General features: G+C 65.3%; 23 protein-coding genes. 7 read left to right on the top strand and 16 right to left on the bottom strand.

What is annotated here, in order from left to right:
* The first annotated feature begins 153 nt into the window (after positions 1 to 153).
* From OUZ49_RS02875 to kynU, 3 genes are read left to right on the top strand one after another with little or no spacing between them, the layout of a single operon-like run.
* Positions 154 to 1185: an amidohydrolase family protein gene (locus tag OUZ49_RS02875; protein ID WP_266148428.1), complete on the top strand. Its 1032-nt coding sequence runs from the start codon at positions 154 to 156 to the stop codon at positions 1183 to 1185.
* Positions 1182 to 1688: a hypothetical protein gene (locus OUZ49_RS02870; protein ID WP_266148427.1), complete on the top strand. Its 507-nt coding sequence runs from the start codon at positions 1182 to 1184 to the stop codon at positions 1686 to 1688. The genes OUZ49_RS02875 and OUZ49_RS02870 overlap by 4 nt, the downstream gene beginning before the upstream one ends.
* Before the next feature lie 58 nt (positions 1689 to 1746).
* Complete coding sequence (gene kynU, locus OUZ49_RS02865; RefSeq protein WP_266148426.1) at positions 1747 to 3030, top strand: kynureninase; 1284 nt, start codon at positions 1747 to 1749, stop codon at positions 3028 to 3030.
* A gap of 135 nt (positions 3031 to 3165) precedes the next feature.
* On the opposite strand, the gene OUZ49_RS02860 is transcribed toward kynU, so the two are convergent.
* The 13 genes from OUZ49_RS02860 to OUZ49_RS02800 form a co-directional block, all read right to left on the bottom strand.
* Positions 3166 to 4449, bottom strand: a complete 1284-nt coding sequence (locus tag OUZ49_RS02860; protein WP_266148424.1) for a glutamate-5-semialdehyde dehydrogenase — start codon at positions 4447 to 4449, stop codon at positions 3166 to 3168.
* Complete coding sequence (gene proB / locus OUZ49_RS02855; protein WP_266148423.1) at positions 4446 to 5621, bottom strand: glutamate 5-kinase; 1176 nt, start codon at positions 5619 to 5621, stop codon at positions 4446 to 4448. Before proB ends, OUZ49_RS02860 begins: the two co-directional genes overlap by 4 nt.
* A complete protein-coding gene (locus tag OUZ49_RS02850) occupies positions 5618 to 5977 on the bottom strand; it encodes a cupin domain-containing protein (RefSeq protein WP_266148422.1) in 360 nt (119 codons plus the stop codon). Before OUZ49_RS02850 ends, proB begins: the two co-directional genes overlap by 4 nt.
* Positions 5978 to 5989: 12 nt before the next feature.
* Positions 5990 to 7285 carry an argininosuccinate lyase gene (gene argH / locus OUZ49_RS02845; RefSeq protein ID WP_266148421.1) on the bottom strand — a complete coding sequence of 432 codons (1296 nt, stop codon included), beginning with the start codon at positions 7283 to 7285 and terminating at the stop codon, positions 5990 to 5992.
* Positions 7286 to 7347: 62 nt separating this feature from the next.
* Positions 7348 to 8685: a proline--tRNA ligase gene (proS, locus tag OUZ49_RS02840; protein ID WP_266148420.1), complete on the bottom strand. Its 1338-nt coding sequence runs from the start codon at positions 8683 to 8685 to the stop codon at positions 7348 to 7350.
* Positions 8686 to 8743: 58 nt separating this feature from the next.
* Positions 8744 to 9700 (bottom strand): N-acetyl-gamma-glutamyl-phosphate reductase, encoded by a 957-nt coding sequence (gene argC / locus OUZ49_RS02835; RefSeq protein WP_266148419.1) that lies wholly within the window; start codon positions 9698 to 9700, stop codon positions 8744 to 8746.
* Between the two features lie 3 nt (positions 9701 to 9703).
* Positions 9704 to 10969, bottom strand: coding sequence for an acetylglutamate kinase (locus OUZ49_RS02830; protein ID WP_266148642.1), 1266 nt, complete (start codon positions 10967 to 10969; stop codon positions 9704 to 9706).
* Between the two features lie 37 nt (positions 10970 to 11006).
* Entirely contained in the window at positions 11007 to 12107 is a 1101-nt protein-coding gene (locus OUZ49_RS02825; RefSeq protein WP_266148418.1) for an acetylornithine deacetylase, read from the bottom strand.
* A 136-nt stretch (positions 12108 to 12243) separates the two neighbouring features.
* A complete protein-coding gene (locus OUZ49_RS02820; RefSeq protein ID WP_266148417.1) occupies positions 12244 to 13434 on the bottom strand; it encodes an argininosuccinate synthase in 1191 nt (396 codons plus the stop codon).
* Between the two features lie 38 nt (positions 13435 to 13472).
* Positions 13473 to 13952 carry an OsmC family protein gene (locus OUZ49_RS02815; RefSeq protein ID WP_266148416.1) on the bottom strand — a complete coding sequence of 160 codons (480 nt, stop codon included), beginning with the start codon at positions 13950 to 13952 and terminating at the stop codon, positions 13473 to 13475.
* Positions 13949 to 14572, bottom strand: coding sequence for an FMN-binding negative transcriptional regulator (locus tag OUZ49_RS02810; protein WP_266148415.1), 624 nt, complete (start codon positions 14570 to 14572; stop codon positions 13949 to 13951). Before OUZ49_RS02810 ends, OUZ49_RS02815 begins: the two co-directional genes overlap by 4 nt.
* Positions 14573 to 14590: 18 nt before the next feature.
* Positions 14591 to 15598, bottom strand: coding sequence for an N-acetylornithine carbamoyltransferase (locus OUZ49_RS02805; RefSeq protein ID WP_266148414.1), 1008 nt, complete (start codon positions 15596 to 15598; stop codon positions 14591 to 14593).
* Positions 15599 to 15987: 389 nt separating this feature from the next.
* Positions 15988 to 16563, bottom strand: a complete 576-nt coding sequence (locus tag OUZ49_RS02800; RefSeq protein WP_266148413.1) for a glycine zipper 2TM domain-containing protein — start codon at positions 16561 to 16563, stop codon at positions 15988 to 15990.
* Positions 16564 to 16794: 231 nt separating this feature from the next.
* On the opposite strand from OUZ49_RS02800, the gene cysS reads away from it, so the two are divergent.
* Both cysS and OUZ49_RS02790 read left to right on the top strand, forming a co-directional pair.
* Positions 16795 to 18183, top strand: a complete 1389-nt coding sequence (gene cysS / locus OUZ49_RS02795) for a cysteine--tRNA ligase (protein ID WP_266148412.1) — start codon at positions 16795 to 16797, stop codon at positions 18181 to 18183.
* A 230-nt stretch (positions 18184 to 18413) separates the two neighbouring features.
* Positions 18414 to 18845: a SufE family protein gene (locus tag OUZ49_RS02790; protein WP_266148410.1), complete on the top strand. Its 432-nt coding sequence runs from the start codon at positions 18414 to 18416 to the stop codon at positions 18843 to 18845.
* 182 nt (positions 18846 to 19027) lie between these two features.
* On the opposite strand, the gene dksA is transcribed toward OUZ49_RS02790, so the two are convergent.
* On the bottom strand, positions 19028 to 20146 hold the full coding sequence (gene dksA / locus OUZ49_RS02785; RefSeq protein WP_266148408.1) for an RNA polymerase-binding protein DksA: 1119 nt from the start codon (positions 20144 to 20146) through the stop codon (positions 19028 to 19030).
* A 125-nt stretch (positions 20147 to 20271) separates the two neighbouring features.
* Here dksA and yidD point away from each other — a divergent pair, with 125 nt between their 5' ends.
* Positions 20272 to 20532: a membrane protein insertion efficiency factor YidD gene (gene yidD, locus OUZ49_RS02780; RefSeq protein ID WP_266148406.1), complete on the top strand. Its 261-nt coding sequence runs from the start codon at positions 20272 to 20274 to the stop codon at positions 20530 to 20532.
* Positions 20522 to 21859, top strand: a complete 1338-nt coding sequence (locus OUZ49_RS02775) for a dihydroorotase (RefSeq protein ID WP_266148405.1) — start codon at positions 20522 to 20524, stop codon at positions 21857 to 21859. Before yidD ends, OUZ49_RS02775 begins: the two co-directional genes overlap by 11 nt.
* A gap of 211 nt (positions 21860 to 22070) precedes the next feature.
* Here the strand turns inward: OUZ49_RS02775 and OUZ49_RS02770 are convergent, their stop codons facing one another.
* Both OUZ49_RS02770 and folE2 read right to left on the bottom strand, forming a co-directional pair.
* Positions 22071 to 22508 (bottom strand): YbaY family lipoprotein, encoded by a 438-nt coding sequence (locus tag OUZ49_RS02770; RefSeq protein ID WP_266148404.1) that lies wholly within the window; start codon positions 22506 to 22508, stop codon positions 22071 to 22073.
* A gap of 68 nt (positions 22509 to 22576) precedes the next feature.
* Positions 22577 to 23530, bottom strand: coding sequence for a GTP cyclohydrolase FolE2 (folE2, locus tag OUZ49_RS02765; protein WP_266148403.1), 954 nt, complete (start codon positions 23528 to 23530; stop codon positions 22577 to 22579).
* Between the last annotated feature and the right edge of the window lie 47 nt (positions 23531 to 23577).

The raw sequence follows: 23577 nt of genomic DNA, 5'->3' as shown, positions 1-23577 counted from the left end.
CTGCCGATGATGCCGGCAAATCGGTGGCAAATGCACGCCGAAGGCCGCCGGAAACGCCCTGATCCCGCGTTTGGCCGGGTAACGCGGCTGCGCTGGATGGCCCCATAGCCCCCCCCCGCGACGCCCACCCATCCAGGACTTACACTGGGACCCATGCTCAAGATCGATACCCACGCTCACATCCTGCCCCGCGACTGGCCGAATCTGGCGGCCAAATACGGGGACGAACGCTTTCCGGTGATGATCCACAACGATGGGCGCCACCGTATCTACAAGGACGGCAAGTTCTTCCGCGAGGTGTGGGATTCGGCCTTCGATCCCCAGCACCGGATCGACGATTACGCGCGTTTTGGCGTCGGCGTACAGGTCATCTCGACCGTGCCGGTGCTGTTCTCCTATTGGGCACCGGGCTACCAGGCGCTGGAGCTGCATCGGCACCTGAACGACGAGACCGCCCGCTTGTGCAACGACTATCCGCGTCACTACGCCGGCATCGGCACGGTGCCGCTGCAGTCGCCCGAGCTGGCCATTCGTGAGCTGGAGCGCTGCATCGACGAACTGGGCCTGCAAGGCGTGCAGATCGGCTCGCATTGCAACGACTGGAACCTGGACGCGCCGGAGCTGTTTCCGTTCTTCGAGGCGGCCGCCGATCTCGGCGCCGCCGTCCTGGTCCATCCCTGGGACATGATGGGTGCAGCCAGCATGCCCAAGTACTGGCTGCCCTGGCTGGTCGGCATGCCGGCGGAACAATCGCGCGCGGGCTGCTGCCTGGTGTTCGGTGGCGTGCTCGAGCGGCTGCCGAAGCTGCGCGTGATGCTGGCCCATGGCGGCGGCAGCTTTCCGTGGAGCATCGGCCGTATCGAGCATGGCTTCCGCATGCGCCCGGACCTGGTGGCGACCGACAACCCGCGCAATCCGCGCGAATACCTCCAGCGCCTGTATTTCGACTCCTGCGTGCACGACCCGCATGCCTTGCGCTATCTCCTGGATGTGACCGGCGTCGACCGCGTCATGCTGGGTACCGACTATCCTTTCCCGCTGGGGGAGCAACATCCGGGTAGCGGCATCGAGGCCTTGGGTCTCGACGACGCCGACCGTGCCCGACTATTCCACGGCACCGCACTGGAATGGTTGGGGCTATCACTCCACCGTTTCGAACCCACCGCCTCACAGGAGCAGGCATGAGCTTTTTCCGCCAGATGGTTCTCGCCAGCGCCCTCGTGCTGGCCAGCGCAGCCCACGCCACGGACGTCACCATGGCCGACGGCAGCGTCAGCTTCAGCACGCCGGACGCATGGGTGAGCATCATGGAAACGCAGGGCGATCCGGAAGTGCGCGTCTTCCAGGTGCCGGATCCCTCGCCCACGGCCGCCAGCAGCCTTGCCCGGGTGACCGTCACGGTGAAGCAGGTGGCCGATACCAACGCCTTCCAGCAGTACGTGAGCGGCGCCATGAGCAAGGCGAAGGCGCTGACCGGCTTCCAGACCAGCGCCTCGCAGGCCGCCGACAACTTCGTCTATACCGCACAGGAAAACGGCGCGCAGTTCAGCTACACCGAGCGCTACTGGCTCAAGGGCAACCACGCCATCCAGTTGCGCTGCGTGCGCCCCAGCCAGAGCCAGGCGGGCCCCGCCTGGAAGGCTGCCTTCGACAAGGGTTGCGACGCCATTGCGGCGCGCCTGAAGTAAACCGGTTCACCGCATCGCGCCCTTCACCGGGCGCCATGCGCACTGCACGAGAATGCCGATGTCCGCACCGTACGAAGCCACCCTTGCCTGGGCGCAGGCCCAGGATGCCGCCGACCCGCTGCGCCACTTCCGCGACGAGTTCCATATTCCGCCGCATGAGGGCCGCGACAGCCACTACTTCTGCGGCAATTCGCTGGGTCTGCAACCGCGGGCCGTGCGCCCCGCGCTGAACAGCGAACTGGACTACTGGGGCGAGCTGGGCGTGGAAGGCCATTTCAAGGGCCGCCTGCCGTGGATGGACTACCACGAGTTCGTGCGCGACGACCTCGCGACGGTGGTGGGCGCCCAGCCTGCCGAAGTCGTGGCGATGAACACGCTGGGCGTGAACCTGCACTTGATGATGGTGAGCTTCTATCGCCCGACGCCGGAGCGGCACGCCATCCTGATCGAAGCGGGCGCCTTCCCTACCGATCGCTACGCGGTGGAATCGCAGGTCCGCTTCCACGGTTTCGACCCCGCCACCGCGCTGATCGAACTGCAAAGCGATGAACCGAACGGCACCACCTCGATGGCTGCCATCGAACGGGTGCTGGCCGAGCACGGTTCGCGTATTGCTCTGGTGATGCTGCCCGGCATCCAGTACCGCACCGGTCAGGCGTTCGATCTGGCCGCCATCACGCGGCTCGCCAACCGCCATGGCTGCATAGTCGGTTTCGATCTCGCGCATGCCGTGGGCAACCTCCCGCTGCAACTGCACGACAGCGGCGCCGACTTCGCCATCTGGTGCAGCTACAAATACCTCAATAGCGGCCCTGGCGCGGTCGGTGGTGCCTTCGTGCACGAACGCCACGCGCGTACCGCCTTGCCGCGCTTCGCTGGCTGGTGGGGCCACGACAAGACCACCCGCTTCCAGATGGGTCCGCAGTTTGTGCCCACCTATGGCGCCGACGGCTGGCAGCTTTCCAATCCACCGATCCTCGCGCTGGCTCCCTTGCGCGTATCCCTGGAGATCTTCCGCCGCGCAGGCATGCCGCGATTGCGCGAGAAATCACTGCGACTCACCGGTTATCTTGAATGGCTGGTGCACACGCAGTTGAGTCATGTGCTCGAGGTGGTGACGCCTGCCGATCCGGAACGCCGTGGTGCGCAGCTGTCGATCCGCGTGCTGGGTGGTCGCGAGCGGGGTCGCGCGTTGTTCGAGTATCTGATGGAGCACGGCATCATCGGTGACTGGCGCGAGCCGGATGTGATTCGGATTTCGCCGGCGCCTTTGTACAACCGGTTTGCGGATTGCTGGGCGTTTGTGGAAGCGGTCAAGGCCTGGGCTACGCCCGCCGCCTGAATCGACAACGACTCGCGACGGCGGGGTGGCCGGTCGCGTCACAGGAGACCGTTGTAGGAGCGCACCCAGTGCGCGAAAAGCCTACGCAGCGGCGACGCCGTGATCGCGCACTGGGTGCGCTCCTACAGTGCGAAATCAGGGGCCCTGGCCGGGATCCTCGATGCGGCTCTGTGGATGCCGCAGCTGCCCTTCACCGCGCACCACGAAGCGCTCGATCGTCAACGACTCCGCCCCCATCGGTCCGTAAGCATGCAGGCGCGTGGTCGAGATGCCGATCTCCGCACCCAGGCCTAGCTCGCCGCCGTCGGAGAAACGCGAGGACGCGTTGACCATGACCACCGCGGAGCGCAATGCCTGCACGAAGCGTTGCGCGGCCGCCTCGTCACGCGTGGCGATCACTTCGGTATGGTCGGAACTGTAGCGCCGGATATGGGCGATTGCCTGGTCGAGATCCTCCACCACGCGCACCGCCAGGATCAGATCGAGAAACTCCGCGGCGTAGTCGTCCTCCGTCGCCGCTTTCGTATCTGGCACCAGGCGGCAGGTGGCCGGATCACCGCGCAGCTCCACGCCACGCTCGCGCAACACGTGCGCGGCGCGGGGCAGGAAGGCCCCAGCCACATCCTTGTGTACCAGCAAGGTCTCCAGCGCATTGCATACGCCTGGACGTGAGGTCTTGCCATCGACGAGCAGGTTCAGGGCCAGCGCAACATCGGCAGCGCTGTCCACGAAGAGATGGCAAACGCCCTTGTAGTGCTTGATCACCGGAACGCGCGCGTGCTCGGCGACGAAGCGGATCAGGCCTTCGCCACCACGTGGAATCGCGAGATCGACGATATCGGTCAACTGCAGCAGTTCCACCATCGCTTCGCGACGCAGATCCTGCAGCAAGGTGATGGCGGCTTCGGGCAAGCCATGGGCGCGCAACGCGTCGTGCAGCGCTGCCGCGATAGCCAGATTTGAATGCAGTGCCTCCGACCCGCCGCGCAGGATCACCGCGTTGCCTGCCTTGAGGCACAGCGCTGCCGCATCCGCCGTCACATTGGGGCGCGCCTCGTAGATCATCGCCACCACGCCCAGCGGAATGCGTACCCGCTCCACCGCGATACCGTTAGGCCGCGTCTCGCGACGAGTGACTACGCCAACCGGGTCGGGCAGCCCGGCCACCTCGCGCAAGGCCTGGGCGATTGCTGCGATGCGCGTGGCATCCAGGCGCAGCCGGTCCAGCATGGCGCCGTGCAAGCCCTTGTCGAGCGCTTGCTGCATGTCGCGCGCATTCGCGGCCAGGATCGCGTCGCCGTGTTGCTCCAGCGACGACGCCATGTCATGCAGCAGTGCCATCTTGGCTGCCGTGTCCAGCGCCGCCATCAGCGGCGCCGCATCGCGACAGGCCAGTGCGAGTGAACGGATATCGCTCATGCCGTGCGTTCCCCGGTCATTTCGGCGTGGGCCAGGCTGGCCAGGTCGTCGCGATGCACGACCTCGGCGCCATAGCTATAGCCCAATACCTGTTCGATCTCGCGGCTATGCCGACCCGCCAGGCGCCGGGCTTCTGTCGCCCCGTACTGGCACAGGCCACGCGCCACGGGCTGGTCGGCCTCGTCGACAATTTCCACCAGGTCGCCACGCTGAAAGTCCCCCTCGACCCCGAGCACACCGCCCGGCAGCAAGGAAGCGCGACCGCCCGCGAGCGCACGTGCGGCGCCTGCGTCCACGCGGATACGTCCGGGTGCGGCCGGCGCATGGCGAAGCCAGTACTTGCGCGCCTGCATGCGCGTCCCCCAGGCGGCAATCAGGGTGCCGCGCAGAAAACCGCGCGCCAGCGCGCTGACCGTCGCCTCGTCGCGACCGCTGAACAGCGCGGTGGCGATGCCAGCCCCGGCCGCCTTGGTGGCCGCCTCCAATTTGGTGCGCATGCCACCGGTGCCGACGCTGCTGCCGCTGCCACCGGCCATGGCCAGCAGCTCGGGAGTGAGCGCATCCACCCGGGTGATCGGCACGGCGGCAGGATCGCGGCGCGGGTCCGCGCTGTAGAGCGCATCGACGTCGGAGGCGATCAACAAGAGGTCGGCATCGACCAGGGCCGCGACGATGGCAGCTAGATTGTCGTTGTCGCCGAGCTTCAGCTCGTCCACCGCCACGGTGTCGTTCTCGTTGACCACGGGCAGGACGTCGAGCGCCAGCAACTCGCGCAAGGTGGCTCGCGCATTGAGGTAACGGCGGCGGTTACGCAAGTCATCGTGCGTCAGCAGCACCTGCGCCACCGGCCGCGTGCCGAGCGACTGCCATAAGGCGATCATCGGGGCTTGGCCCAGCGCCGCCAGCGCCTGCCGGGCGGCCAGGTCGCCGCCGGACGGCACGTGTTGGCGCAGCAAGGCCCGCCCTGCCGCCACGGCGCCGGAAGAGACCAGGATCACCTCCCGGCCCTGCTCGCGACTGGCGCTGATAAAGCCCGCCAAGGCCTCCGCGTAGCGGGCATTCAGCCCGCCCCCGTCGGCCGCCAGCAGGCTGCTGCCAACTTTCAACACGGCGCGTCGCCAGGCCGGCAACGGCTGCTCAGGTAAGGCTGGCCGTGCCGACGCGATGCTCATGCCTCGGCCTCCCGGGGCGCCGCGATGCGATCACCATGGCTTCGGGGCGCGGAGACCACCAGGAAGCGCGCATCGGCACGACCGTCGTTACGGGCCTGATGGGCTGCTCCTGCAGGCACGTGCAGGCCCTGTCCCTGCTGCAGCTGGTGAACCTCGCCCTCCAGCTCCAGGGTCAGCGTGCCCTCGAGGGCATAGAAAAACTGCCGTGAGCGCGCATGCCGGTGGCGCACTTCGGCGGCACCGGGCGGCATGCGCTCCTCGATCACGCTCAGGTCGTCGCCGGCCAGCAGGTGCCAGCCGTCGCAGCCCTGCCCCCAGCGATAATGTTCGGCATTCCCCGTACTGACGGTCCCCATGCCATTCACCGTTTAGCCGTCCAGATGGCCGAGTCTAGCGCGCAATTCGTCCAGGCGGAGGTCGTTGCCCGAACCCGGTGACACGCGCGCCGCCAGGCTGCCCTCCGGCGTCCGGCCTGCGCCGGCTGAAGCCGCCGCATCGGCCGCCGCGCGGTAGGCGTCGCGGAACGGCACGCCCGCCGCCGCCTGCTCGATCGCCACGTCGGTGGCGTACATGGCCGGCTCGATCGCGGCGCGCATGGCCGGTTCATTCCAGGTCATGCGGGCCAACAGGTCCGGCATCAGCTCCAGCGCGGCCAGGCCATGGCGACAGCCATGGAACAGCGAGCCCTTGGAGAACTGCAGGTCGCGCTGGTAGCCCGAAGGAAGCGACAGCAGCTGCTCGATCTCGGTGCGCGCCGCGGCCACGCTGGCGTAGCTGGCGCGCAGCAGCTCGACCACGTCCGGGTTGCGCTTGTTCGGCATGATCGAGCTGCCCGTGGTGTATTCGGACGGCAGCTTCACGAAATCGAATTCCGCCGTGGTGAACAGCGACAAATCCCAGGCCAGGCGACGCACGTCCAGCAGCGCGCCGGCGATGGCTTCGAGCACGGCCATTTCGAACTTGCCACGGGACAACTGGGCATAGATCGGCGAGATCTGCATGCGTGCAAAGCCCAATGCCGCCGTCGTGTGCTCGCGGTCAAGCTTCATATTCACGCCATAGCCGGCGGCGGTGCCCAGCGGATTGGCGTCGATCAGGGCCGCGGTCTGGCGCGCACGCAGCGCATTGTCGATAAAGCCCTCGGCAAAGCCCGCAAACCACATGCCGGTGGACGACACCACCGCGCGCTGCAGGTGGGTATAGCCCGGCAGCGGCAGCGCCGGCTGGGCCGCACGGTCCAGGCAGACGGCGGCGATGGCGCGGCAGTGCTGCTCCAGCGTGGCCAGCTGGTCCTTCAGCCATAGCCGCGTGGCCACCAGGATCTGGTCATTGCGGCTGCGGCCGGTATGCACGCGGCGGCCGGCATCGCCGAGGCGCTCGGTGAGACGTGCTTCGATCGCGGAGTGGCAGTCTTCATAGCGATCGTCGAGCACGAAGCTGCCGGCGCGAAAGTCCTCGGCGAGTACATCCAGCTCACGCTTGAGTGCGGTGGCCTCGTCCGCGCTGACCACGCCGATATTCGCCAGTCCTTCCACATGCGCCTTGCTGGCGGTGACGTCGTAGAGGAAGAACTCGCGATCCAGCAGGACGTCGTCACCGGCCAGGAACTTCATGATGCGGGCGTCGATCTTGATATTGGATTTTTGCCAGAGCGGCTGAGTCATGTTGGTGTCCTGCTGTATCGATGGATGAGAGCGCAGTCGCTGCGCCTAAGCAAAAACGGAATTCAATCGCGTCGCGGGCGCGCATCGAGCAGGGCCGCCATCGCGTCGTCGAGGGTGAGCACGCTGCGCTCGTCGGTGGCGCGTCGCTTCAATTCAACCTGTCCATGCTTCAGCTCGCGCGGCCCGACCGCCAGCTGCCACGGCAAGCCGATCAGATCCATAGTGGCGAACTTGCCGCCGGCCCGCGCACCGGTGTCGTCGTACAACACCTCGATGCCGGCTTGCGTGAGTCGAGCGTAGAGGGTCTCGCAGGCGGCATCCGTATCCAGGTTGCCCTGCTGCAGGTTGATCAGGCCGACCTGGAACGGAGCCACCGCGTCGGGCCAGACGATACCGCGCTCGTCGTGACAGGCCTCGATGATGGCCCCGACCAGTCGCGAAACACCCACGCCATAGGAGCCACCATGGATCGGCCGCTCCACGCCGTCCGGGCCGGTGATCAACGCCTTCATCGGCTCGGCGTACTTGGTGCCGAAGTAGAAGATCTGCCCGACTTCGATGCCTCGCGTATGCAGTCGGCGCTCCGCCGCCACCTCGCGCTCGAAGCGCTCGGCGTCATGTACATCCTCGGTGGCGGCATAGGGCTGTGTCCAAGGCGCAATCAGCGCGGCGAGGTCGCCCTCGTAGTCCACCTGGTCATCCGGTACCGGCAGCTCGAGCAACTGGCGATCGCAATAGACGTCCGACTCGCCGGTATCGGCCAGCACGATGAACTCGTGCGAGAGGTCGCCGCCGATCGGCCCGGTTTCCGCGCGCATGGGGATCGCCGTCAGTCCCATGCGGGAGAACATGCGCAGGTAGGCGACGAACATGCGCTGGTAGGAGCGACGGGCGGCCGCCTCGTCGAGATCGAACGAATAGGCATCCTTCATCAGGAATTCGCGCCCGCGCAACACCCCAAAGCGCGGCCGCTGCTCGTCGCGGAACTTCCACTGCACGTGATAGAGATTCATCGGCAGGTCGCGGTAGGAACGCACGTTTGCGCGAAAGATCTCGGTGACCATCTCCTCGTTGGTCGGCCCGTACAGCAGCTCGCGTTCGTTGCGGTCGCGGATACGCAGCATCTCCGGACCATAGGCATCGTAGCGACCGCTCTCGCGCCACAGGTCGGCGAGTTGCAGCGTCGGCATCAGCAACTCGAGCGCACCGGCGCGCTGCATTTCCTCGCGCACGATGCGCTCGATCTTGCGCAGTACCTGCAGGCCCAGCGGCAACCAGGCATAAATCCCGGCGGCCTCCTGGCGGATCATGCCCGCACGCAGCATCAGCCGGTGCGAGACGATCTGCGCCTCGGCGGGCGTTTCCTTCAAGGTGGGCAACAGATAACGGGACAGACGCATGACGATGACCCCGGACGAATGGTTGTTGGCTTTCCCTACGACGACGCGCGCGTGAGCGTCACGGTCGCGGGATCGCCGTGTATTCGTCCACGCCAAGCGCGCGATTGATGTTCTGCATTGCCTGGGTGGCGGCGCCCTTGAGCAGGTTGTCCAGCGTCGCCACCACCACCACGCGCTTGCCGTCGGCGGACACCGCGAAGCCACCGATCTCCACATGATGCTGGTGGGCGATCTGGCTGACCCACGGCGCCTCGTCCAGCACGCGCACCAGCTTCTCGCCTTCGTAGGCGCCGTGGAAACGGGCGATCACGTCCTCGCGCTTGATCGGACGCACCAGGTAGAGATTGGTGGTGACGGTAAGACCACGGAAATGCGGCGCCACATGCGGCATGAATTCCACCGGCACACCGAGATGGCGGCTGGCCTCCTTCTCGTGCATATGGCCGGTCAGCGAATACGGCATCAGGTTGTCGCGCAGCTTCTCCGGATCATTGCGGTCCGACGGCGTGGTGCCCGCGCCGGAATAACCGGACACGCCAAACGACACCGGCGGCGCCGCCAGCAGGTCCTTCAGCGGTGCGATGGACAGCTGCACGGCGGTGGCATAGCAACCCGGGTTGCTGATGCGCTTCTCGCCGCGCCAGCGTTCACGGGTCAGCTCCGGCAGGCCGTAGTACCAGCGCTCGTCGAAACGATAGTCGGCCGACAGGTCGACGATCAGCGTCTCCGGCTTGGCCTTGTCGATGGCCTCGACATAGGGTGCCGCCTTGCCATTGGGCAGGGCCAACACCACCACGTCTGCACCTTGTGCGGCCACGGCCGCCGGATCGAGGCTCACATAGCGCAACTCGCCGACGAAGCCTTCCACCTGGTCCGCCACCCGCTGGCCATCCAGCTCGCGCGAGGAGACGAAGGCGAGTTCCAGCGCCGGATGCGCTGCCACCAGCCGGATCAGCTCGGCGCCGGTATGACCGCGCGCGCCGACGATACCGATACGTTGTTTGCTCGTGCTCATGTTTCAGCCCACCAGGGTCGGCTGCCGCGTGGCGCAATGGGCCACGCAGCGGGCGATCGTGTCGAAGTCGTCGAGGCCGTACCAGAACACTTTCCAGTGCGGCTGCTTGAGGCAGCCGTCCGATTCGGCGTAATAGAAATGATTGACCGAGTTGCCGTGGCGCGAGCGCCAGAACAACTGCGGGTTTTCCTCGCGCATCACCTGCCATACGGCGCGACCCAGGCCCTCGCCCTGCGCATCGTCCAGCACGGCGAACTTGTCCAGGTAGGGCAAGCCATCTTCCATGGTGAGGATCATCGCGGTGCGATAGTTCTCGCTGACATAGATGCGGAACGGCTTGGTGCGCTCGAAATAATCCGGCACCAGGGTGCGGCCGAAGCTGGATTCGATCAGGTTGCGCATGCGGTCCAGCTCGATGCCTTCCCACGACTCGAAACGACGCACCTTCTCGCCGCGGCGCACCAAGGTGCCCGAACCCTTGTGGGTGAACAGCTCCTTGGCCAGTTCGGCCGGCTGGGTGATCGACACCGACGAGGTCAGCGGCAGATCGGCCAGCAGATCGGCGATCTGCTCGATCTTCAGGCGCATACCGCCATTGATCCACGGCTGCGCCATCAGGTGCTCGAACTCGGTGCTGAGATTGATCGAGTCGATGATGCGGCCCTTGTCGTCCAGCAGGCCGCCGGTGCCGGTCAGGAACACGATCTTGTACGGCTGCAGCACGCGCACCAGTTCATTCGCGGCGAAGTCGGCATTGACGTTGAGGATCTGGCCCTCTTCCGTCTCGCCCATGCTGGCGATCACCGGGATGGAACCTGCGCGCAGGCTGGCCTCGATCGGCGCCAGGTTGATCCGGCTCACCTTGCCGACCAGGCCGTAGGTGTCGCGGTCGAGGTAGGTGGACGTGAACACGCCTGACAGCACCGAGGTGGCGCGCGTGTCCATGGTCTGCAAGGCCTCGACCAGACGCAGGTTCTGCTCCTGGAACACCTTGCGCACGATCGCCAGCGCCTGCGGCGTGGTCACGCGCAAGCCATTGACGGTCTGCTTCTCGATGCCGGCGGCCGACAGCTCCTCGTCCAGCTGCGGGCCGGCGCCGTGCAGCACGATCGGGGTCAGGCCGACCTGCTGCAGGAAGGTCAGCGAGGACGTCAGCGCAGGCAGATCGTCGCGCAGCACGGCGCCACCGACCTTCACCACAGCGAAGCGCTTGGCATCGAGCTGCGAGAAACGCTTGAGGTATTGCTGGATTTCCTTCGCGCTGCCCATGCTCGAAAGCAGGCGGACGATGGTCTTGCGAGTGTGCTTATGCGCTTCCACGATCAATGATCCGGTAAATGGTTTCTGCGTAATGCTGGAGCTGGCTGAGGGCGACCCATTCGTCGGCGGTGTGCGCCTGCGCGATGTCGCCGGGGCCGTAGACGAAACAGATGTAGCCGGCCGCGGAGAACAGGGCCGCTTCGGTCCAGAAGTCCACGGCATTGCCAATGGGAATGTTCAACTCGTCCGCGAGGTCGCGCGCCGCCAGACGGCGTGCCTCGGCGGTGGCGGTGTCGCCGGCCGGCAGCGAATCGCCGCGGAAGGTCTCGCCAAATTCCACCGGCTGCGGTTCGACCAGGGTGCGGAACGTTTCCAGCATCCGGTCGGGCGCCATGGTCGGCAGCGGACGGAAACCGAAACGGATATCGGCCGTCGGCGCAATCATATTGGCCTTGATGCCGCCCTCGACCTTGCCGATGTTGAAGCGCAGTCCGGTCAGCCCGCCAAAGCGCTCGTGCGCCTGCTTCTCGACGAAATCCAGTGCTGCCGCGCCCCAGCGCATCGCCTGGTGCAGCGCGCTGTCGCTGGGCTTCTGCTCGCCCGAGGCATGGCCGGCACTGCCCTTGAAACGCATCTGCACCGAATGGATGCCCCGATGCGCCAGCACCGCCTCGCCCTTGGTTGGCTCGGCCACGATGACGGCGTCATAAGCCGGTTTGTCCTTGAGGAAGCCGGCGATGCAACGCGCATCGTTCGCTTCTTCGTCGGTGGAAAGCAGCAGCGCCATGTCGCCTTGCGTGGCATGGGCCACCGCCACCAGGGCGGCGGCGGCGCCCTTGATATCGCAGGCACCAAGGCCGATGGCGCGGTCTTCTGTCACACGCAGCACGTGTGGATCAGCCGTCCAGTGCGGCGAGTCGGGTACGGTATCCAGGTGGACATTGAACAGCACCTTCGGCTTGCCGCGCACCGCGTACAGGTTCACGGCGCCTGCGCCGAAATCGGTCACGGTGACGTCGAAGCCGGGCAGGTTGTCGCGCAGATAATCGAAGATGCCGCCCGTGCCGATGTCGCGCGGCGGATTGCGCGTGTCATAGCTGACCAGCGCCCTAAGGTGTCTGAGAGTGTCGTCCAGTAATCCGCTCATACCATCCGTCTGGTGATGTTTGCCGCGCCCCCTCTCGGGGTCCGCGAGTCGTCAGAGAAACCGTCATTCCTGCGCAGGCAGGAATCCAGCGCCTCTACGCGTCACCGCGCAGGTCACTGGATCCCGCCCTCCCAAATCAGCGGTTGATCTCAGCCCACAAGGTGCTGCTCATGCCGAACAGCTTGATGAAGCCCTCGGCCTCCTCCACGCCCCAGTCCGCCGACTGCGCATAGGTCGCGCCCTTGGCATTGAGGATGTGCGGCGAACGCACTTCCACCGCGGTGACCTGGGCGCCCGAGGTTTCAAGCACGACTTCGCCATTGACGCAGCTCTGGCTGGAGCTCAGGTAGGCCTCCAGATCGGTCTTGATCGGGTCGTGGTAGAAGCCTTCGTACACCACTTCCACCCACTTGCGCGCCACGTCGGGCTTGAAGCGGTTCTGCTGCTTGCTCAGCACGGCTTCTTCCAGCGCACGATGCGCGGTCAGCAGCGAAATCAGGCCCGGGGCTTCATACACGATGCGACCCTTCAGGCCGATGGTGGTGTCGCCGGTATACATGCCACGGCCCACGCCGTAGGGCGCGAACAACTCGTTGAGCCTGGCCAGCAGCTTGGCGCCCGGCAGCTTTTCGCCATTGAGCGACACGGCCTCGCCCTTGACGAAGCCGATCGTCACCGACAGCTTTTCGGACGGCCATTCGGCGCGCGGCTTGCACCAGCCGCGGGCGCCTTCGCCCGGGGTCTTCCAGTGATCGATCTCGCCACCGGACAGCGTCACGCCGAGCAGGTTCTCGTTGATGGTGTAGCTCTTCTGCTTCGCGCGCACTTCAAAGCCGCGCTCTTCCAGATAGGCTTGCTCGTAGGCGCGGGTCTGGGTGTGCTCTTTCTGGATCTCGCGGATCGGCGCCACGATCTGATAGTCGCCCAGCGCCTTCACTGCCAGGTCGAAACGCACCTGGTCATTGCCCATGCCGGTGCAGCCATGCGCAATCGCCTTGGTACCGAGCTCGCCGGCACGCTTGATCGCCGCATCGACGATCAGGTAGCGGTCGGACACCAGCAACGGGTACTGGCCCTGATAGGCCTCGCCGGCCTGCACGAACGGCTTGACGAAGCCTTCCCAGATGGCCGGGCCACCGTCGACGGTGACGTGGGTGGCAACGCCCAGCTCCTTGGCGCGCTGCTCAATGTACGCGCGCTCCTCGGCATCGACGCCGCCGGTATCGGCAAACACGGTGTGCACGGCCCAGCCGCGCTCCTTGAGGTAAGGCACGCAGAAGCTGGTGTCGAGGCCACCGGAGAAGGCGAGAACGATATCTTTGCTCATGACTGGCAATCCTGAAGAAGTAATAAGAACAAATAAGGTCAAACAGATTCGACGACGATGCGCGGTTCGCAGCGCACCGGGAAATTCACGGAGTTGGCGATGAAGCAGGCATGGTGCGCGGGCTCGTGCGCCGCCTCGGCCTTGGCCGGGTCGCTGCCGGCCGCGATGGTCACCACCGGGTGCAGCACTACTTCCAGGAAACGGCCGCCATGCGCGTCGGTTTCCATGGTGCCTTCGGCATGGTCTTCATAAGCGGTGACGACGACGCCGGCCAGCACGGCCTGGTGCAGGTACGACAGCATGTGGCAGGTGGACAGCGAGGTCACCAGCAGGTCTTCCGGATTGTGCTTGCTGGCGTCGCCACGAAACGTGGGATCGGACGAACCCGCCAGCACCGCCTTGCCGGCGATGCGGATCTCATGCTCGCGACCATAGCCCTGATAGGTCTTGGTGCCGGTGCCCTGGTTGCCGGTCCACGTCACGTCGACCTTATAGTGATGCTGATGTCCCTTGCTCACTTCCTGTTCTCCTCTTGTAGAGCCATGAGATCCGCCAGCTCGGCGTCGCCCCGGCCACGTCGCTGACGCAGGCCATCGACCACGCCGGCGCGGTTCGCTGCCGGGTGGTTCTGGCTCAGCTTGAACTTGCCCTCGATGCGCTCGACGCTGATTTCCAGACCGACGATGCCGCCCAGCGCCTTCTCGATATGGTCGGCCGGCGCATCGGATACATGCCACGGTTTGGGCTGGCCCGCCTCGTGGCGATCGGTCAGCCGCTCGAGCAGCTGCCGCAGCCAGGTGTGATCCTCGACCACGCGCAAGCGGCCATGCACATGCACCACGGCGTAGTTCCAGGTCGGCACTTCGCGCCCGGTCTCATGCTTGCTCGGATACCAGTTCGGGCTCACATAGCCGTCCGGCCCGCGGAAGATCAACAGCACCTCCGCACCATCGGCGCGCGCCAATTCGTTGCCGCGCGCGACGTGGCCATGCAAGCGGTCGCCGACCAGCTCCCACGGCAGATGATTGGCGCCGAGGCCCGCATCGCCATGCGTTACCAGCGTCGCGAACGGATACGCGCGCATCAGCGCATGCAACGCTTCGCTGCGCGTTTCCTTGAAATAAGGCGGCATATACATGGGTGATCGCGCCTCGACTCAGCGCTGACCGATCAACGACGCCATCACTGCCTTCTGCACATGCAGGCGGTTCTCGGCTTCATCGATGGCGATGCACGCAGGCGAATCCATCACCGCATCGGTGGCTTTCACATTGCGACGCAGCGGCAGGCAGTGGCTGAACAGACCGTTGTTGGTCAGCGCCATCTTGGCCTCGTCCACGATGAAGTGGCGGCTCGCCTCGCGGATCGGCTTTTCCTGCTCCCAGTTGCCGAAGAACGGCAGCGCGCCCCAGCTCTTGGCGTAGACCACATCGGCGCCGCGATAGGCTTCCTCGATGTTGTGGCTGACCTTCAGCGAACCGCCGTTTTCCTTGGCGTTCTGATAGCCGAATTCCATGTAGCGCTCGTCCAGCACGTAGTCGGGCGTGGGGCATAGCAAGGTCACGTCCATGCCCATCTTGGTGGCGATCAGCAAGGCGGAATTGGCCACCGCGGTGTTCAGCGGCTTGGGGTGATAGGTCCAGGTGAGCACGTACTTCTTGTTCTGCAGATGGCCCAGGTGTTCCTTCAGCGCCAGAGCGTGCGCGAGCTCCTGGCAAGGATGGGTGATGGTCTCCATATTGATCACCGGCACCGTCGCGTACTGCGCGAACGCCTTGATCACCTTGTCCTCGCGATCGACCGACCAGTCCTGGAACTTCGGGAACGCGCGCACGGCGATCAGGTCCACATAACGCGACAGCACGCGCGCCACCTCGGCAATGTGCTCCTCGGTATCGCCTTCCATCACGCTGCCCACCTCGAACTCGATCGGCCAGGCGTCCTTGCCGGGCGCCAGCACGATCGCATGGCCGCCCAGATGGAACGCACCCAGCTCGAAGCTGGTGCGCGTGCGCATGGAAGGATTGAAGAACATCAGCGCCACCGACTTGCCAGCCAGCTGCTGGCCGCGCGGGGAACGCTTGAAGGCGGCCGCCTGTTCCAGCAGCGCGTCGATCTCGGCGCGGCTGTAGTCCTGGGTGGTCAGAAAATGGCGAAGAGTCATCTCGTGAATACCTTTGTCGAATCGGTCGGCCCGGTAGGCCGGTGGTCTAGTGGCGGGCCAACCCGCGTCGAAACAAAATCCAAAAACAAAAAAACCCGGCTGCAGGCCGGGTTTTGTCGTCGATACACATGAAACGCGTGCGACAGCCTACCCGGCCGAATGTCGGACCAGCGGTCGGCGCGCACGCGACGTCATGCCAGCAGCCATGCGGGCGCTGGTAAGGACGGTGGCGGTATAGACGGCTGCGGACATGGGGGTTCCGGGTGGTTGAACGCGCATCATGACGGGATTTTCGCTGCCATGCAACAAGCAGGATGGGCTGGCGGGGCCCCCACAGCAAACCGCCGCCCGAAGGCGGCGGCGTAGCTGAACGGATCGGGCAGCAAGTCTCAGTCGGCGGGCGCGACGCTTACCCGCACCCGCAGGCGCTCGCCCGGGTCGTAGTTGAGCCGGGAAACATAGACCTCGCCGCGATAGCGATACTCCACGTCGTACCCCATGATGCGCCGCTGCTCGCTCACCGCAGCCACCTGGCGGCAATGGGTCTCGGTGCTCTGATACTCGCCACCGCCCGCGGCCGACACGCTGTTGCCGACCGCGCCACCGGCGACCGCACCCACCACGGTGGCGGCGGTGCGCCCACTGCCGTGGCCGACGGTGCTGCCCAGCACGCCGCCCACGACGGCGCCCAGGATGGTGCCGGCTGCGCTGCCCTGCGGCGGCGCGGTCTGCACGACCTGCTGGTCGTAGCATTCCTGGCGCGGCACCTCGGTGCGGGCGACCCCGTAGACGGGATCGACGCGCAATACATCAGCCCAGCCGTAGTGGGTGTTGTCGTCGTTCTGGGCTTGATTTTGATTCGGATTTTGACTTTGGTACCGCGCATCCTGCGCAAATGCGCTGGTAACCGTCAGGCCACAGGCCATCAGGGCTAGCACCAGCGCGGGAAACACCATCTTGGTCATTACGACCTCCGCTCAGGGGCAAGTTGGGCGCATCTATGCGCCTCATAGCATCCATTGCAACAAATTCACACTGAATCGACGCTTAGAACTCACCCAAGGTCTTGCGACCAAACGTCGCTGCTCGCCCACGTCTCTCCGGCCCGGTGCCTGCGGCGGCGGCATCCGCTTGTTAAGATGCGCGGCCGGCTTGCGCCAGCCTGCGCCCGCTCCCACCGCCCGGATTTCCTGCCGATGCCGATTTCGCTCCACAACAACCTGACGCGCCGCGTTGAAACGTTCACCCCGCTCGATCCCGACCGGGTGACGATGTATTTGTGCGGGCCCACGGTCTACAACTACGTGCATATCGGCAACGCGCGTGGTCCGGTGGTATTCGACGTGCTGGTGAGCCTGCTGCGCCGCCACTATCCCCAGGTGGTCTACGCCCGCAACATCACCGACGTGGACGACAAGATCAATGCCGCCGCCCAGCAGCTGGGCGTGGGCATCGAGAGCATCACTGGCCGCTACACGCAGGCCTACCGCGAAGACATGGCGGCGCTTGGTATCGCTGCGCCGGACGTGGAGCCGCACGCCACGGCGCACATGCCCCAGATCATTGCGATGATCGAGCGGCTGATCGCCAGCGGGCATGCCTATGCGGCCGAATCCCACGTGCTGTTCAACGTGGATTCCTACGCCGATTACGGTGCCTTGTCGGGCCGCGACCCGGAGGAGCTGCTCGCCGGCGCCCGCGTCGAAGTGGCCCCCTACAAGCAGAGTCCGGGCGATTTCGTCTTGTGGAAGCCCTCTACGCCCGAACTGCCCGGCTGGGACAGTCCCTGGGGTCGTGGCCGTCCGGGCTGGCATATCGAGTGCTCGGCCATGAGCGAAGCGCACCTGGGCGAAACCATCGACATCCACGCCGGCGGCGTGGATTTGCAGTTCCCGCACCACGAAAACGAGATCGCGCAGTCCACCTGCGCGCACGGCGGCAGGATTTTCGCGCGCTACTGGCTGCACAACGGCATGCTGACGTTCGGCGGCCGCAAGATGTCCAAGTCGCTCGGCAATGTGATGCTGGTGCACGAGCTGCTCAAGCAACACCCGCCGGAGGCCTTGCGCCTGTTGCTGCTGCGGGGTCATTACCGCCAGCCGCTGGACTGGTCCGATGCGACCATCGCGCAAGCGATCAATACGCTCGAAGGCTGGTATCGCGTGCTGCGCGACCTGGCTGATGTCGAGGTCGACAGCACCGACCTGCCGGTGCCGGCGAGCGTCGAGGCCGCGCTGTGCGACGATCTCAACACGCCGCAGGCGTTGGCCGAACTGTCCCAGCTGGCCGATGCCGCCCGCCAGGCCGGCGATGCAGGCGCCCGGCGCGAAGCCAAGCGGGCACTGCTCGGCGCCGGCGCCCTGCTCGGCCTGCTGCAGCAGGATCCTGAAAGCTGGTTCAGGCAGACCAGCGATGCCTCGGAGATTGACGAAGCGCGCATCGAAGCCTTGCTGGAAGCGCGCCGCGCTGCCCGCGCTGCCCGCGATTTCAAGCGTGCGGATGAGATTCGTGACGAACTCACGGCAATGGGCATCGCCATTGAAGATGGTGCCCAGGGGACGCGGTGGAGCGTGGTGAAGGGTTGAGGCTCTTACTTCCTCTCCCCTTTGGGGCACGTGGGGAGGGGCCATGGATGGCCCCGGCTTTGAGGAGCGAGGAGAGGACTGAGGTGAGGGGGCACTCTTGCGACCAACCCACCTTAGAGCCGGCGTTGTAGCAGCTTTGTCGCGAGCACCCACCCCTCACCCTAACCCTCTCCCCGGAGGGGAGAGGGAACCAAGAGCGGTAATTCAGCAAAACGCGCGATAATGGGCGCATGAATGCTATTGCCACACCGAACGCCGAGCAGGCGCAGCTTGATATCGTCGATGAGTTCGCCTTTTTCGGTGACTGGACCGAGCGCTACCAGTACCTGATCGACCTGGGCAAGCAATTGCCACCGTTTCCCGATGACCTGAAGACCGAGGACTACCGCGTGCATGGTTGCCAGTCGATGGTTTGGCTGGTACCCAGCGGCAGCGCGGACAAGTTGCATTTCCAGGCCACCAGCGACTCGGCCATCGTCTCCGGCCTGATCGCCCTGGTGCTGCGCGTGTACTCCGACCGCTCCGCGCACGACATCGTGGCGACCGAGCCGCGCTTTATCGAGGCCATCGGCCTGGCCAAGCACCTGTCACCCACGCGCTCGAATGGGCTGGCGGCGATGCTGGCCAAGCTCAAGGCCTATGCGGCTGCGATGTTAGCTTGAGTAGCGCGACGAGGGGTGAGTGGCGAGGGCGCATGCACCAGCCTCCGCGCCAGCCTTGAAGGGCCTCCCGTCGAAGCATGGAAGCAATAATCGCCCCTCTCGCCCCTCGCTACTCGCCCTTCGCCCAGAAAAACAAAACCCCGCACTTTGGCGGGGTTTTGCCTATTCAAAAGCAGCCGAACTCAGTCGCCCATCTGCTTCTGCAGGTGCTCGCGACGCTCCTGCGCGTCCAGCGACAGCGTGGCGATCGGGCGGGCATCGAGACGCTCGACACCAATCTCCTCGTCCGTCTCTTCGCAGTAGCCGTAACGGCCTTCTTCGATGCGGCGCAAGGCCTTGTCGATCTTGGAAATCAGCTTGCGGTAGCGATCGCGCGTGCGCAGTTCCAGCGAGTTTTCCGTCTCACGGGTGGCGCGCTCGGCTTCGTCGCCCACGTCGCGCACTTCGTCACGGAGGTTTTCCATGGTCTGACGCGACTCTTCCACCAGCTGGTCGCGCCATTCGCGCAGCTTGTTGCGGAAATAGGCCAGGTGCTTGGGGTTCATGTACTCCTCGTCGTTCGAGGGACGGTAACCCTTGGGCAGGTCGATCGTGGTGGTGGAAGGCAGCGCGTAGCGGCCGTCTTCGCGGGTGATGCCATTGTCGAGAGTTGCAGGATTATTCATCGAGGACTGCTGGGCTTTCTGCTTTTGAGGAGTGGTATGACGAGCGGTAGCACTCGCTACTTTACCCGTTATGGGCAGAGCTGCGGGTTTGGCCCGCTCGACGGGCGCTGGCGCTGCCTTCGCCGGAGCCGCCTGCTTGGGAGCGGGCTTGGCCGGTGCAGGCTTGGCAGCCGGTTTGGCGACCGGCTTTGCCGGTGGCGCCTTGGCGGCCTTCACCGGGGTTGCAGCCGGCTTGGCCACCGCCTGGGGTGGTTGCTTCTTGGCGGGTGCCGTCACCTTCTTGGCTACGGGCTTCGCCACTTTCTTTACAACGGCCTTGCTGGCCGGCGGCTTCTTGGCCGGCGCGGCCTTCTTGGCCACCGGTTTGGGAGCAGCTTTCTTCGCAACGACGCGCTTTGCCGGGGACTTCGCGGCTTTCTTGGCAACCGGTTTCTTCGCTACGGCCTGCTTGGCCGCAACCTTCTTGGTAGCCGGTTTCTTGGCCGGGGCCGCCTTGACGGCTGCCTTGGCCGGCACGCTTTTCGCTCCCCGCCCGACGGCAGGAGCTTTCTTGCTGGCCTTGACGTCCTTCACCTTGCCCGCAGCTTTTCCCTTCTGCGACTTGGTGGCTGTAGCACTACGCGTCGTTTTCGCCATATCCCTTCACCATTTTGGCCTTGGCGGCCGGGTGTTATAGCCCATGTGCCTTACACCGGCAACCGTGCTTCTGGAATACTTGCGGCACTATATGCCGCAAGCTGTCTCGGCAGCTTAAAACCGTCGTGACCCGACTACTACTTCTACTGCTTGGCTTCTACAAGCGCTGGCTAAGCCCCCTGCTGGGTCAGCGCTGCCGTTTCCATCCCAGCTGCTCTGATTATGCACGGATTGCGGTCGTGCGCTTCGGTCCGTGGCGCGGCAGCGCACTGGCTGGCTGGCGGCTGCTGCGCTGCCAGCCTTTGTGCGAAGGCGGCCACGACCCCGTTCCCGAGCAGTTCACTTTCCGCCGTTGCCGCCCCCCTGGAGAAAACCATGTCCACTGACTGGCTGATCAAGAACGCCGAACTGGTCAATGAAGGCCGCCGTTTCCATGCCGATCTTCGCGTAAAGCAGGGCCGCATTGAAACCATCGCCGGCGATCTGGATGCCCGGCCTGGCGAACAGGTGATCGACGCGAGCGGCCTGTGGCTGTTCCCGGGCATGATCGACGACCAGGTGCACTTCCGCGAACCCGGCCTGACCCACAAGGCCGACATCGCCCACGAGTCGCGTGCCTGCGCCGCCGGCGGCATCACCAGTTTCATGGAGATGCCCAATACCAAGCCGCCCGCCCTGGATCGCGAGACCCTGGAGGCCAAGTATGCCCGCGGCGCCGAATCCTCCGCGGTGAACTACGCGTTCTATATGGGTGCCAGCAACGACAACCTGGAGGCGATCCGCAGCCTGGACCCGCTGGCTGCCCCGGGCATCAAGGTGTTCATGGGTGCCTCGACCGGCAACATGCTGGTGGACAATCCGGAGGTGCTCGACGGCATCTTCCGTTATGCGCCCACGCCGATCATCACGCACTGCGAAGACACGCCTATGATCGACGCGAACCTCGCCGTCGCACATGCGAAGTACGGCGACGACATCCCGGCCTGGGAACATCCGCTGATCCGCTCGCGCGAAGCCTGCATCAAGTCCACCCGCCTGGCCATCGAGCTGGCGCGCCGGCACAACAGCCGCCTGCACGTGCTGCACATTTCCACGGCCGACGAGCTGGCGCTGTTCGAGCCCGGTCCGCTCAAGGGCAAGCGCATCACCGCGGAAACCTGCGTGCATTTCCTGCACTTCGACGACCGCGACTATGAGCGCCTGGGCTTCCTGATCAAGTGCAACCCCGCGATCAAGACCGCCGCTGACCGTACGGCGATCATCGAGGCGTTGGCCGAAGGCCGTATCGACGTGCTGGCCACCGACCATGCCCCGCATCTGCTCGAAGAGAAGGCCCAGCTGTACGACAAGGCGCCCAGCGGCCTGCCGCTGGTGCAGTTCGCCCTCCAGGCGGCCTTGCAGCGGGTATTCGAAGGCAAGCTGACCCTGGAGCGCGTGGTGGAAGCCGTGACGCACGCGCCGGCCACCCTGTTCGACGTCAAGGAGCGCGGCTACCTGCGCGAAGGCTATGCCGCCGACCTGGTCCTGGTCGATCCGAACAAGCCGCATACGGTGAGCCGTGACGAAGTGCTGTCAAAGTGCGCCTGGTCGCCGTTCGAGGGCTACACCTTCAACAGCTCGATCGTGGCCACCTTCGTCAATGGCCAGCGGGTGTGGGATGGCTCGTCCATCGATGGCAGCGTGCGCGGACAGCGGCTGAGCTTCGCCCGCTGAGAGGACGGGGCGGGCAGACTGCCCGCCCCGCCCGCATGGCGTCGGCCTGCTGTAGGAGCGCACCCTGTGCGCGACAAACCGGCAGGAATGCCGGTTTGCACAGCGCAAGCTGCCCGCAGGGCGAGGGCCAAGGATGGCCCGAGTTCAAACCCGACGAAGCGGCGACGCCGTGATCGCGCACAGGGTGCGCTCCTACACAGAGCGGGTGTCGTCAGGGCACGGGCTTGAGCATCACGCTCACCGGCCCGTTTTCACCGGAACGGCCAAGCACGCTCACCCGGGTGTCGTTGATGGCCAGCAGCTTGTCGCCCTGCTGCAGGCGCACGCTGATGGCGAAGTCCACGCCATCCTTCAGCTCAGAGGGGTCGTAGCTGATAAGGAAATCCACCGGCGAGGCCGTCACCGGCTCGACCCGTTCCTCGGCAATGGTGCGCCCGGTGACATCCTGCCGGCTCACGTCCGCCAGGGTGACCAGGAGATAGGCGTCAGCGGGGACCGGATGCGGCAGTGCATAGCGGATATCGCCGGTGATCGACTTCATCAGGGCCTGGTGCGCGGGCGCAGCATCACTCTTGGAGTGATGCGAAAACATGGAGCAACCCGCCAGCGCGAAAGCGGCGACGGCGAGCAGCGAAAAACGGGACAGCATGCAGATCTCCTGTGGGGAGCCTAATCCAAGGCTCCCGCGATGCTAACAGGAGGATCCGTAAACCAATGTCAGGGGCAGCCCTTGCCCGCAAAGCCACCCACCACGCCCTTGCTGGCATAGGCCACGGCATCGTGCGGGTGCAGGCTTTCCTGGTGCTCCACGCGCACATGGAAGTCGCTGAGGTTTGCGTCGGCATCGAGTGCCTTCTGGATACGACGTGCCGCGTCTTCGCAAAACATCAGGTTGCTGCCATTGGCGAGCGCAAAGGCCTGCTCGTCTTCGCGCTTCACCGCGGTCTGCACTGGCGTGCCCAGGGCCTGCTCGGTTTGATCGATCAGGTTGATCAGGTCGAAGCGGGCATCCTTGGCGATACGTACGCGCAGCCGTGCCACGCTGCGCTGCGCATGCGGCGTGGCCACGATGCCCTTCTCGCTGCCGAGCCAGGCAATGACGGCGGCGTGCTCAATCGGCGCCGACGGATTGAAGTCCTTGGTGAACTGGTCCTGGATCAGCTGACGCGACAGCGCGGCCGAGGCCGGGCAAGTGGAGGAATAGACCACTTCAGTGCCGAATTCGAGCAGGAATTCGTCGCCGACCAGGCTCGCTTCGATGCACACGGGATAGGCGCGCCAGCCGCTATTGGCGCTACGCAAGGCCGGACGGCGCACCAGATGCTCAAAGCGGATGCTCAGGCAGGCGCGGTCGGAAAGATCCTTGTGCGATTCAAGAAAGGAGCGCAGCAGATCGTGCAGCGAATGCGCACTCAGCGTCTGCGTGCTCAGCGCCTGCTCCACCAGTAGGTAAAGCCGCGACATGTGGATGCCACGCTTGTCCGGCCGTTTCAGATTGACGAAGGCGCCAACCCGCGCACTGGCGCGCTGCGCATCGCCGTCACCGGCATCGAAACGTACCGGCACCTCGATGCCATTCATGCCGACCCAATCGAGGGCGCCGACCAGGTGCGGCTGGGCATGCACAGCCACATCAGGCAACAGGCGGGCAGTGTTTTCGTCGGTATACATGGGTGAATCCTGTAGTCCAGCCGTAGTCCAGCGGGTGATCAGGCCCC

The organism is Dyella halodurans (assembly GCF_026283925.1).
GTDB lineage: Bacteria > Pseudomonadota > Gammaproteobacteria > Xanthomonadales > Rhodanobacteraceae > Dyella > Dyella halodurans.
This window is presented reverse-complemented; position numbering and strand designations above follow the sequence as displayed.

Excerpts from the sequence above, each read along its gene's own strand:
- OUZ49_RS02875 (WP_266148428.1), top strand. The coding sequence starts at position 154 with ATGCTCAAGATCGATACCCACGCTCACATCCTGCCCCGCGACTGGCCG.
- OUZ49_RS02870 (WP_266148427.1), top strand. The coding sequence starts at position 1,182 with ATGAGCTTTTTCCGCCAGATGGTTCTCGCCAGCGCCCTCGTGCTGGCC.
- kynU (WP_266148426.1), top strand. The coding sequence starts at position 1,747 with ATGTCCGCACCGTACGAAGCCACCCTTGCCTGGGCGCAGGCCCAGGAT.
- OUZ49_RS02860 (WP_266148424.1), bottom strand. The coding sequence starts at position 4,449 with ATGAGCGATATCCGTTCACTCGCACTGGCCTGTCGCGATGCGGCGCCG.
- proB (WP_266148423.1), bottom strand. The coding sequence starts at position 5,621 with ATGAGCATCGCGTCGGCACGGCCAGCCTTACCTGAGCAGCCGTTGCCG.
- OUZ49_RS02850 (WP_266148422.1), bottom strand. The coding sequence starts at position 5,977 with ATGGGGACCGTCAGTACGGGGAATGCCGAACATTATCGCTGGGGGCAG.
- argH (WP_266148421.1), bottom strand. The coding sequence starts at position 7,285 with ATGACTCAGCCGCTCTGGCAAAAATCCAATATCAAGATCGACGCCCGC.
- proS (WP_266148420.1), bottom strand. The coding sequence starts at position 8,685 with ATGCGTCTGTCCCGTTATCTGTTGCCCACCTTGAAGGAAACGCCCGCC.
- argC (WP_266148419.1), bottom strand. The coding sequence starts at position 9,700 with ATGAGCACGAGCAAACAACGTATCGGTATCGTCGGCGCGCGCGGTCAT.
- OUZ49_RS02830 (WP_266148642.1), bottom strand. The coding sequence starts at position 10,969 with ATGGGCAGCGCGAAGGAAATCCAGCAATACCTCAAGCGTTTCTCGCAG.
- OUZ49_RS02825 (WP_266148418.1), bottom strand. The coding sequence starts at position 12,107 with ATGAGCGGATTACTGGACGACACTCTCAGACACCTTAGGGCGCTGGTC.
- OUZ49_RS02820 (WP_266148417.1), bottom strand. The coding sequence starts at position 13,434 with ATGAGCAAAGATATCGTTCTCGCCTTCTCCGGTGGCCTCGACACCAGC.
- OUZ49_RS02810 (WP_266148415.1), bottom strand. The coding sequence starts at position 14,572 with ATGTATATGCCGCCTTATTTCAAGGAAACGCGCAGCGAAGCGTTGCAT.
- OUZ49_RS02805 (WP_266148414.1), bottom strand. The coding sequence starts at position 15,598 with ATGACTCTTCGCCATTTTCTGACCACCCAGGACTACAGCCGCGCCGAG.
- OUZ49_RS02800 (WP_266148413.1), bottom strand. The coding sequence starts at position 16,563 with ATGACCAAGATGGTGTTTCCCGCGCTGGTGCTAGCCCTGATGGCCTGT.
- cysS (WP_266148412.1), top strand. The coding sequence starts at position 16,795 with ATGCCGATTTCGCTCCACAACAACCTGACGCGCCGCGTTGAAACGTTC.
- OUZ49_RS02790 (WP_266148410.1), top strand. The coding sequence starts at position 18,414 with ATGAATGCTATTGCCACACCGAACGCCGAGCAGGCGCAGCTTGATATC.
- dksA (WP_266148408.1), bottom strand. The coding sequence starts at position 20,146 with ATGGCGAAAACGACGCGTAGTGCTACAGCCACCAAGTCGCAGAAGGGA.
- OUZ49_RS02775 (WP_266148405.1), top strand. The coding sequence starts at position 20,522 with ATGTCCACTGACTGGCTGATCAAGAACGCCGAACTGGTCAATGAAGGC.
- OUZ49_RS02770 (WP_266148404.1), bottom strand. The coding sequence starts at position 22,508 with ATGCTGTCCCGTTTTTCGCTGCTCGCCGTCGCCGCTTTCGCGCTGGCG.
- folE2 (WP_266148403.1), bottom strand. The coding sequence starts at position 23,530 with ATGTATACCGACGAAAACACTGCCCGCCTGTTGCCTGATGTGGCTGTG.